The organism is Planotetraspora sp. GP83, assembly GCF_041262585.1.
Lineage (GTDB): Bacteria > Actinomycetota > Actinomycetes > Streptosporangiales > Streptosporangiaceae > JAOEGB01.
The window spans coordinates 36,881-44,607 of the sequence record NZ_JBGCBZ010000037.1; the positions used below are offsets into that span (position 1 = coordinate 36,881).

7 protein-coding genes and 1 tRNA gene are annotated in these 7,727 nt (G+C 68.2%); 5 read left to right on the plus strand and 3 right to left on the minus strand.

Annotated elements, in window-relative coordinates:
* Positions 1 to 3 precede the first annotated feature (3 nt).
* Positions 4 to 927 carry a slipin family protein gene (locus ABH927_RS32895; protein WP_370028153.1) on the minus strand — a complete coding sequence of 308 codons (924 nt, stop codon included), beginning with the start codon at positions 925 to 927 and terminating at the stop codon, positions 4 to 6.
* Between the two features lie 133 nt (positions 928 to 1,060).
* Here ABH927_RS32895 and ABH927_RS32900 point away from each other — a divergent pair, with 133 nt between their 5' ends.
* Entirely contained in the window at positions 1,061 to 2,077 is a 1,017-nt protein-coding gene (locus tag ABH927_RS32900) for an ArsA family ATPase (RefSeq protein ID WP_370028156.1), read from the plus strand.
* Positions 2,078 to 2,090: 13 nt separating this feature from the next.
* Positions 2,091 to 3,221, plus strand: coding sequence for an ArsA family ATPase (locus ABH927_RS32905; RefSeq protein WP_370028159.1), 1,131 nt, complete (start codon positions 2,091 to 2,093; stop codon positions 3,219 to 3,221).
* Positions 3,222 to 3,229: 8 nt separating this feature from the next.
* On the opposite strand, the gene ABH927_RS32910 is transcribed toward ABH927_RS32905, so the two are convergent.
* Complete coding sequence (locus ABH927_RS32910; RefSeq protein ID WP_036326687.1) at positions 3,230 to 3,526, minus strand: WhiB family transcriptional regulator; 297 nt, start codon at positions 3,524 to 3,526, stop codon at positions 3,230 to 3,232.
* A gap of 249 nt (positions 3,527 to 3,775) precedes the next feature.
* On the opposite strand from ABH927_RS32910, the gene ABH927_RS32915 reads away from it, so the two are divergent.
* Positions 3,776 to 6,013: a transglycosylase domain-containing protein gene (locus tag ABH927_RS32915; protein ID WP_370028163.1), complete on the plus strand. Its 2,238-nt coding sequence runs from the start codon at positions 3,776 to 3,778 to the stop codon at positions 6,011 to 6,013.
* A gap of 42 nt (positions 6,014 to 6,055) precedes the next feature.
* Here ABH927_RS32915 and ABH927_RS32920 read toward each other — a convergent pair whose 3' ends face one another.
* Positions 6,056 to 6,511: a GatB/YqeY domain-containing protein gene (locus ABH927_RS32920; protein ID WP_370028166.1), complete on the minus strand. Its 456-nt coding sequence runs from the start codon at positions 6,509 to 6,511 to the stop codon at positions 6,056 to 6,058.
* A gap of 80 nt (positions 6,512 to 6,591) precedes the next feature.
* Here ABH927_RS32920 and ABH927_RS32925 point away from each other — a divergent pair, with 80 nt between their 5' ends.
* Both ABH927_RS32925 and ABH927_RS32930 read left to right on the plus strand, forming a co-directional pair.
* Complete coding sequence (locus ABH927_RS32925; RefSeq protein ID WP_370028168.1) at positions 6,592 to 7,494, plus strand: metallophosphoesterase; 903 nt, start codon at positions 6,592 to 6,594, stop codon at positions 7,492 to 7,494.
* Between the two features lie 62 nt (positions 7,495 to 7,556).
* Positions 7,557 to 7,630, plus strand: a tRNA-Pro gene (locus tag ABH927_RS32930).
* Positions 7,631 to 7,727: the final 97 nt, after the last annotated feature.

The following is a 7,727-nucleotide window of genomic DNA, read 5'->3' on the forward strand; positions in this document are numbered from 1 at the left end:
AGGCTATCGAGGCTGGACGCCCCGCCGCTCCTGTCCTTCCAGGAGCTCAACCGGGGGGTCGATGGCCGGCAGCTCCTCGAGCGCCTTCTCCACCGGCTCGGGCTCCTCCATCGGCTCGGGCTCCTCCACCGTGGGCTCGGACGCCGCCGCGGGCCGCTCGGCCGCCGGAGCCATCCGGTCGAAGAAGCGCAGCAGCTCGACCGGCATCGGCATGACGAGCGTGCTGTTCTTCTCCGCGGCGACCTCCACCACGGTTTGCAGCATGCGAAGCTGCAGCGCCGCCGGGTCGGACGACATCTCGCGTGCCGCGGCGGCGAGGCGCTTGGACGCCTGGAACTCGCCGTCCGCCGTGATGATGCGCGCCCGCCGCTCCCGCTCGGCCTCGGCCTGGCGGGACATCGACCGCTTCATGCCCTCCGGCAGGGCGACGTCCTTGATCTCGACTCGCTCGATCCGGATGCCCCACGGGCCCTCGGTCGGCTCGTCGATGACCCTCTTGAGCTGGGCGTTGAGGGCGTCCCTGTCGGAGAGGAGCTGGTCGAGCTCGGACTGGCCGATGACGGAGCGCAGGGAGGTCTGGGCGACCTGGGAGACGGCGAACAGGTAGTTCTGGACGTTGACGACCGCCTTGATCGGGTCGATGACCCGGAAGTACACGACCGCGTCGACACGCACCGAGACGTTGTCACGAGTGATGCCCTCCTGCGCGGGCACGCCCATCGTGATGATTTGCATATTCACTTTTTGCATGCGGTCGATCAGCGGCACGATCAGATGCAGGCCGGGGCCCCGGACGCTCGGCTGGATCCGGCCCAGCCGGAAGACGATGCCCGTCTCGAATTGCTGCACGATTCGCACGCCCCGGGCCACCGCGATGAGTAGCAGAAAGCCCAGTACGAGAACCAACGCGATCAGCACCGACTCCATGGTCGGTACCTCCTTTGTGGGGGGAGCGCCCTTAATCGGGTCTTACCCAATCGACGCGTGAGCCGTACCACAAGGTTCCCCTCGGACACCACCCCTGTGAATCAGGATGTGACCGTTGGGTAGCCTTCGGAACGTGGGCGCAGAAACAGCTCGTGACATCGACTGGGACGGCGTGCGACTGCACGTCGTGAGCGGTAAGGGCGGCACCGGGAAGACCACGGTGGCCGCGGCGCTCGCGCTCGCCCTGGCCGCGGGCGGCCGCAAGGTGCTGCTCATGGAGGTCGAGGGACGGCAGGGCATCGCCCAGATCTTCGACCTGCCGCCCCTGCCGTACGAGGAGCGGAAGATCGCCGTGGCGCCCGGCGGCGGGGACGTGTACGCGCTGGCCCTCGACCCGGAAGAGGCCCTGCTCGAATACCTCGAGATGTTCTACGGCATCAAGCGCATGGGCAAGGCGCTCACCAAGATGGGCGTGGTCGACTTCGCTACGACCATCGCCCCCGGCCTGCGCGACGTCCTCGTGACGGGCAAGGCCAGCGAAGCCGTACGGCGCCGCGACAAGTCGGGCAATCGCGTGTACGACGCGATCGTCATGGACGCTCCCCCGACGGGACGGATCGCCCGGTTCCTCAACGTCACCCAGGAGGTCGCCGGACTCGCGAGGGTCGGGCCGGTCAGGAACCACGCCGACATGGTGCGCGGGGTCGTCGCCTCCCCCGACACCGCGGTGCATTTCGTGACCCTCCTGGAGGAGATGCCCGTCCAGGAGACGCTCGACGGCATCGCCGAGTTGCATACGGCGAAGCTGCCGGTCGGCGGGATCTTCATCAACATGGTGCGGCCGGCGGTCCTGCCCGCCTCCGTGCTCGACGCGGCCTACCACAACCGGTTCGACCATTCCGAGCTGATGCTGGGGCTGAAGGCCGCCGGCCTCGCGGACGGCAAGGCCGACGCCTCGAATGTCGCCGAGGCTCTGGCCCAGGAGGTCTCCGAGCACGCCCGCCGCACCGAGTTGGAGAAGCGCGAGCGTGGCTCGCTGGAGGCCGCGGGCGTGCCATGCTACGACCTGCCGCTGCTGCCCGAGGGCGCCGACGACCTGGCCGGCCTCTACGAGCTCGCCGAGGCCATCCGCAAGCAGGGCGCCGCATGAGGGAGGTTCACCTGTGAGCAGGAGCACGCCCGCGCTGGACATCGACGCCATTCTGGACGACGACAACACGCGGATCATCGTGTGCTGCGGGTCGGGCGGCGTCGGGAAGACCACGACGGCGGCGGCGCTGGGGTTGCGCGCCGCCGAGCGCGGCCGGTCGGCCGTCGTGCTGACCGTGGATCCCGCCAAGCGGCTGGCCCAGTCGATGGGGCTCACCGAGCTCGACAACACTCCCCGCCGGGTCACGGACGTCAACAGCGCCGGCGGCGAGTTGCACGCGATGATGCTCGACATGAAGCGGACCTTCGATGAGATCATCGAGGCTCACGCCGATCCCGAGCGTGCCCAGCAAATCCTGACAAATCCCTTTTATCAGTCGTTGTCGTCGAGCTTCTCCGGCACGCAGGAGTACATGGCCATGGAGAAGCTGGGCCAGCTCCGCCGGTCCGGCGACTGGGATCTCATCGTGGTGGACACGCCGCCGTCACGGTCGGCGCTCGACTTCCTCGATGCCCCCGAGAGGCTCGGCCGGTTCCTCGACGGACGGCTCATCCGCATCCTGACGGCGCCCGCGAAGGTCGGCGGCCGGAGCGCGTTCAAGGTGCTCAACGCGGGTTTCGGCATCGTCGCCGGAATGCTGACGAAGGTGCTCGGCGCGCAGGTGCTGAAGGACATCCAGATGTTCGTGTCCGCGCTCGACGCGGTCTTCGGGGGCTTCCGGCAGCGCGCCGACCAGACCTATCGGCTGCTGCAGGCGCCCGGCACCGCCTTCCTCGTCGTGGCGGCCCCCGAGCGCGACGCGATGCGGGAAGCCTCGTACTTCGTGGAACGGCTCGCCGAGGAGCGCATGCCCCTCGCCGGAGTCGTGGTGAACCGCGTGCACCTGTCGCGGGCGCAGGGCCTGTCGGCCGCGCGCAGCTCCGCGGCCGCCGAAGACCTGGAGGCCAAGGGCGAGCACGAGCTGACGGCCGCCGTGCTTCGCCTGCACGCCGCCCGCATGCAACTGGCCGCCCGGGAACAGCGGGAGCAGGAGCACTTCACCTCGGCGCACCCCACGGTGCCCATGGCGCAGGTCCCCGCGATGCCGGAGGATGTGCACGATCTGGCGGGTCTCCGCCAGATCGGACAACTCCTCGCGTCATAGGAGGCGCATCAGCCAGCGATCAGCTCGTTGGTGCGCTCGTACTCTTCCTTCGCCGACTCCAGCAGGTCGCGCCAGGAGTCGACGTCGGGCCGGCGCCTCAGCAGCGCTCGGCGTTCCCGCTCTGTCATCCCGCCCCACACCCCGAACTCGATGCGGTTGTCCAGCGCATCGGCGAGGCACTCGGTTCGGACAGGGCATCCTCGGCAGATCAGCTTCGCCCGGTTCTGCGCGGCGCCTTGCACGAAAAGCGCGTCAGGATCCGCTCCTCGGCAGGCGGCACGGGAGGTCCAATCCGTGATCCACATGTTCGACCCCACTCCCCTTAGGTGGTCAGTCGTCATTTCGGCCGACGGGCGCGGGCGTCGAGCCTCCTTGTTGCAGTAGCCGCAGAGGAGAAAGTACGCAACGAGACGATCGATCCGACAGACCCCGGGGGGACCAATTTCTTGCATGGTCATGTCAGGCCATGTGGCCGGGAATGACTAGTCCCCCCCGTGAATGGGTAATGCGTGCCGATGCTGATCGAGCGCCTCTTCCGACGTACCCTTGGTTTCGTGCAAGCGAGAGGCAAAGCTGAGGGGTCGGCGTTCGCGAACGTCCTGCGGCTCATCGCCGCGGCCGGCGTGGCGGGGCTGCTGGCCGCCGCGATCGCGCTGCCCGGCGTCGGCGGCGCCGGCGTGACGGTCAAGTCGGCCACCGAGGCTCTGCGCCTGGCGCCCGAGGACCTGGCTGAACCGCCGCTCCCCGAGAAGACGACGCTGCTCGACGCGAACGGCAAGCAGATCGCCCAGTTCTACTACCAGAACCGGGAGTCTGTGCCACTGGACAAGGTCGCGCCGATCATGCGCAAGGCCATCGTCGCGATCGAGGACTTCCGCTTCTACGAGCACGGCGCGCTCGACCTCGAGGGCACGAGTCGCGCGCTCGTCAAGAACCTGACCAGAGGCGGCGTGACCCAGGGCGGCTCGTCCATCACCCAGCAGTACGTCAAGCAGGTCATCTTCAACAAGGCCGAGACCGACGAGGAGAAGGCCGCCGCCATCGCGCCGACCTTCTCGCGGAAGCTCAACGAGATCCGCTACGCCATGGCCGTCGAGAAGAAGTACAGCAAGGACGAGATCCTCAACCGCTACCTCAACATCGCCTACTTCGGCGCGAGCGCGTACGGCATCGAGGCCGCCGCCAAGCGGTTCTTCGGAAAGCACGCCTCCGAGCTGGACCTGACCCAGGCGGCCACGCTGGCGGGAGCCGTACAGAACCCGAACGCGACCGACCCGAACCTGGGTAAGGACAACAAGCAGCGCCTCATCGACCGGCGCAACACCGTGCTCGACCGGATGGCCGAGCTGAAGATCATCACGCCGGCGGAGGCCGCTGAGGCCAAGGCGAAGAAGCTCGGATACAAGGACAAGCCGATCCCCGGCGGGTGCGAGGAGAGCGAGTTCCCGTACTTCTGCGTGTACGTCCAGAACGAGATCCTGCACGACACGCGGTTCGGTAAGACGGAGAAGGCCCGGCGGGAGTTCCTGAACCGCGGCGGCCTCACGATCAGGACCACGATCGACCGGGACATGCAGAAGGCCGCCGAGAAGGCGATCAAGAAGTACGTCCACCCGTCGGACAAGCCGGTGGCGTCCGAGGCGCTCGTCGAGCCGGGCTCCGGCGCGATCCGGGCGATGGCGTCGAGCCGGAAGTTCGGCACCAACCGCAAGAAGAACGAGATGTCGTTCAACATCGTCGCCGACAGCGAACACGGCGGCGGCACGGGCTTCCAGGCCGGTTCGACCTTCAAGGTCTTCACGCTGATCACCGCCCTCAAGGAGGGCATGAAGTTCAACGACGGCTTCAGCATCGGCAGTTCGTTCCGGGCCAACGGCTACTCGGACTTCAAGAACTGCAAGGGCGAGAACGTCGGCGACCCGACCGCCGACCAGCACAACTCCGAGGGCGGCGGCGGATTCAAGACCCTGCAGACCGGCACGTGGGGCTCGATCAACACCTTCTTCATGACGCTGGAGCGGAAGGTCGGCCTCTGCGACGTCGTCAAGACCGCGAAGGACCTCGGCATCAAGCGCGCAGACGGCCAGAAGCTCCGCGAGTTCCAGACCTTCACCCTCGGCTTCAACGAGATGGACCCGGTGACGGTCGCCACCGCGTACGCCACACTCGGCGCACGCGGGAAGTACTGCCCGCCGATGGCGATCACCGAGATCACCGACCGGTTCAACAAGGTCACGCCGTTCAAACCGGACTGCAAGCAGGTGCTGGAGCCCGAGATCGCCGACGCGACCAGCAACATTCTCCAGGGCGTCTTCACCAAGGGCACCATGGCGCAGGTGGGCGGCATCGGCAGAGACGCCGCCGGAAAGACCGGAACGGGCGACCAGTCACGGACCGTCTGGTTCGCGGGCTACACCCCGGACCTGGCCGGAGCGGTCAGCCTCGGCGACCCGCGCGGCCCCGTGCGGTATCCCCTCAGCAACCAGGTCATCGGCGGACGGTCGTACGGCTCGGTCTTCGGCGCCAGCATCCCCGGCCCCATCTGGAAGGCCACCTTCCTGGCGGCGCTCAAGAACACCGACCCGACGTCGTTCGTCGCGCCGGACATGTCGCGGTTCGGTGGGTGTAGCCAGCAGTGCGCCCCTCCCCCGCCGAAGCGGCCCGACCACGGCGACCACGGAGACGGCGGCGACCATGGAGACGGCGGAGATGGCGGTGATGGGGGCGACGGCGGCAACGGCCATGGCGACGGCGGCGACAACCCCTTCGGGATCGTTCCGGCCACCCACTGACGCGGAAGTCCTCCCCTCACGCCGAAGGGGAGGACTTCGAGGTCAGCTGGAGAGGCGGGCGCGGACGGCCTGGGCGACGCGGCCGCCCTCGGCCCGGCCCGCGACCTTCGGGTTCAGGACCTTCATGACCTGGCCCATCGCCTTGGGCCCCTCCGCGCCGCTCTCCGCGATCGCCTCGTCCACGAGCCGGCCCAGCTCCTCGTCGGAGAGCTGGGCGGGAAGGTACTCCTCCAGGACGGCCTGCTCGTCCAGCTCCGCCTGAGCCTGCTCGGCGCGGCCCGCGTCGGCGAAGGCCTCGGACGCCTCCCGGCGCTTCTTCGCCTCGCGGGTCAGCACCTTGACGACCTCGTCGTCCGAGAGTTCCCGCGCCTGCCTGCCCGCGACCTCCTCCACGTTCACGGCGGCGAGGGCCATCCGAATCGTCCGAAGACGCACCTCGTCACGGGCTTTCATCGAGGCCGCGAGGTCGGCCTTCAGCTTGTCCTTCAACGCACTCATAGGTCCATCTTGCCGCGTCAGCCGCCCGATTCTCGCCACGTTATGCCGGAGCAGGAAGGAGCGTCAGGCATGATGGCTGTGTGAGGAAAGCTGCCGCGGTGCCCCTGTCCCTCCTCGGTCTCGGCGTGGCCGGTCTTGGCTACGCCTCCATCGTGGAGCGCAACTGGTTCCGCCTGCGGCGTTTCGACGTGCCCGTGCTAGCTCCGGGACACCGTCCGATCCGCATCCTGCAGATCTCCGACCTTCATCTCACACCTGGACGTTCCAGGCTGATCAACTGGGTCCGGTCACTGGCGTCCCTGCAGCCCGACCTCGTGGTCAACACGGGCGACACGCTGGCGCACCCCGACGCGGTCGGGCCGTACATGCGCGCGGTGGAGCCCCTGCTCGACCGGCCCGGCCTGTTCGTCTACGGGTCCAACGATCTCTACGCCCCCAAGCCCAAGAATCCCGCTCGCTACCTGTGGCGTACGTCGAAGAACGACGCCCGGCAGCACATCCCCAACCTGCCGTGGGATGAGCTCGGGTCCGCGATGACCGCGGCCGGCTGGCTGGACATGAACAACCGGACCGCCCGCCTGAAGGTCGCCGACCTGGACATCCACGTGGGCGGCATCCACGACTCGCACATCGACCGTGACCGGTACGACGAGATCGCCGGCCCGGCCCCCGAGCGCGCCGACCTCCGGCTGGGCGTCATGCACTCGCCCGAGCCGCGGAACATGACGCGGTTCGCCGATGACGGCTACCAGCTGCTGCTGGCGGGGCACACGCACGGCGGCCAGCTCTGCATACCCTTCTACGGCGCGCTGGTGACGAACTGCGGCATCGACCGAGCCCGCGTCAAGGGCCTGAGCCGGCACGAGAGCGCGTGGCTGCACGTGTCGGCGGGGCTCGGCACCTCGCCCTACGCGCCGGTCCGCTTCTCCTGCCCCCCGGAGGCCACGCTGCTCACACTCGTGCCCCGCCGCCCGGCTCGCTGATGGCACAAGCATGGCCAAAGTCCGCTAGACTTGCCGAGGCGCAGGGCGATTTCCTGAGCCACCGGGGTGTAGCGCAGCTTGGCAGCGCGCTTCGTTCGGGACGAAGAGGCCGTGGGTTCAAATCCCGCCACCCCGACCCATGTGATGTCGCAAGACATCGGAAACCCTCGAACCTACGGGTTCGGGGGTTTCTTTGTGTACTGGGGTTGGTAGTCGCGTGTGGGGTCGATGAT

What these genes read in the sequence shown, in the direction of transcription:
- ABH927_RS32895 (WP_370028153.1), bottom strand. Translation starts at nt 927, where the DNA reads ATGGAGTCGGTGCTGATCGCGTTGGTTCTCGTACTGGGCTTTCTGCTA.
- ABH927_RS32910 (WP_036326687.1), bottom strand. Translation starts at nt 3,526, where the DNA reads ATGTGGATCACGGATTGGACCTCCCGTGCCGCCTGCCGAGGAGCGGAT.
- ABH927_RS32920 (WP_370028166.1), bottom strand. Translation starts at nt 6,511, where the DNA reads ATGAGTGCGTTGAAGGACAAGCTGAAGGCCGACCTCGCGGCCTCGATG.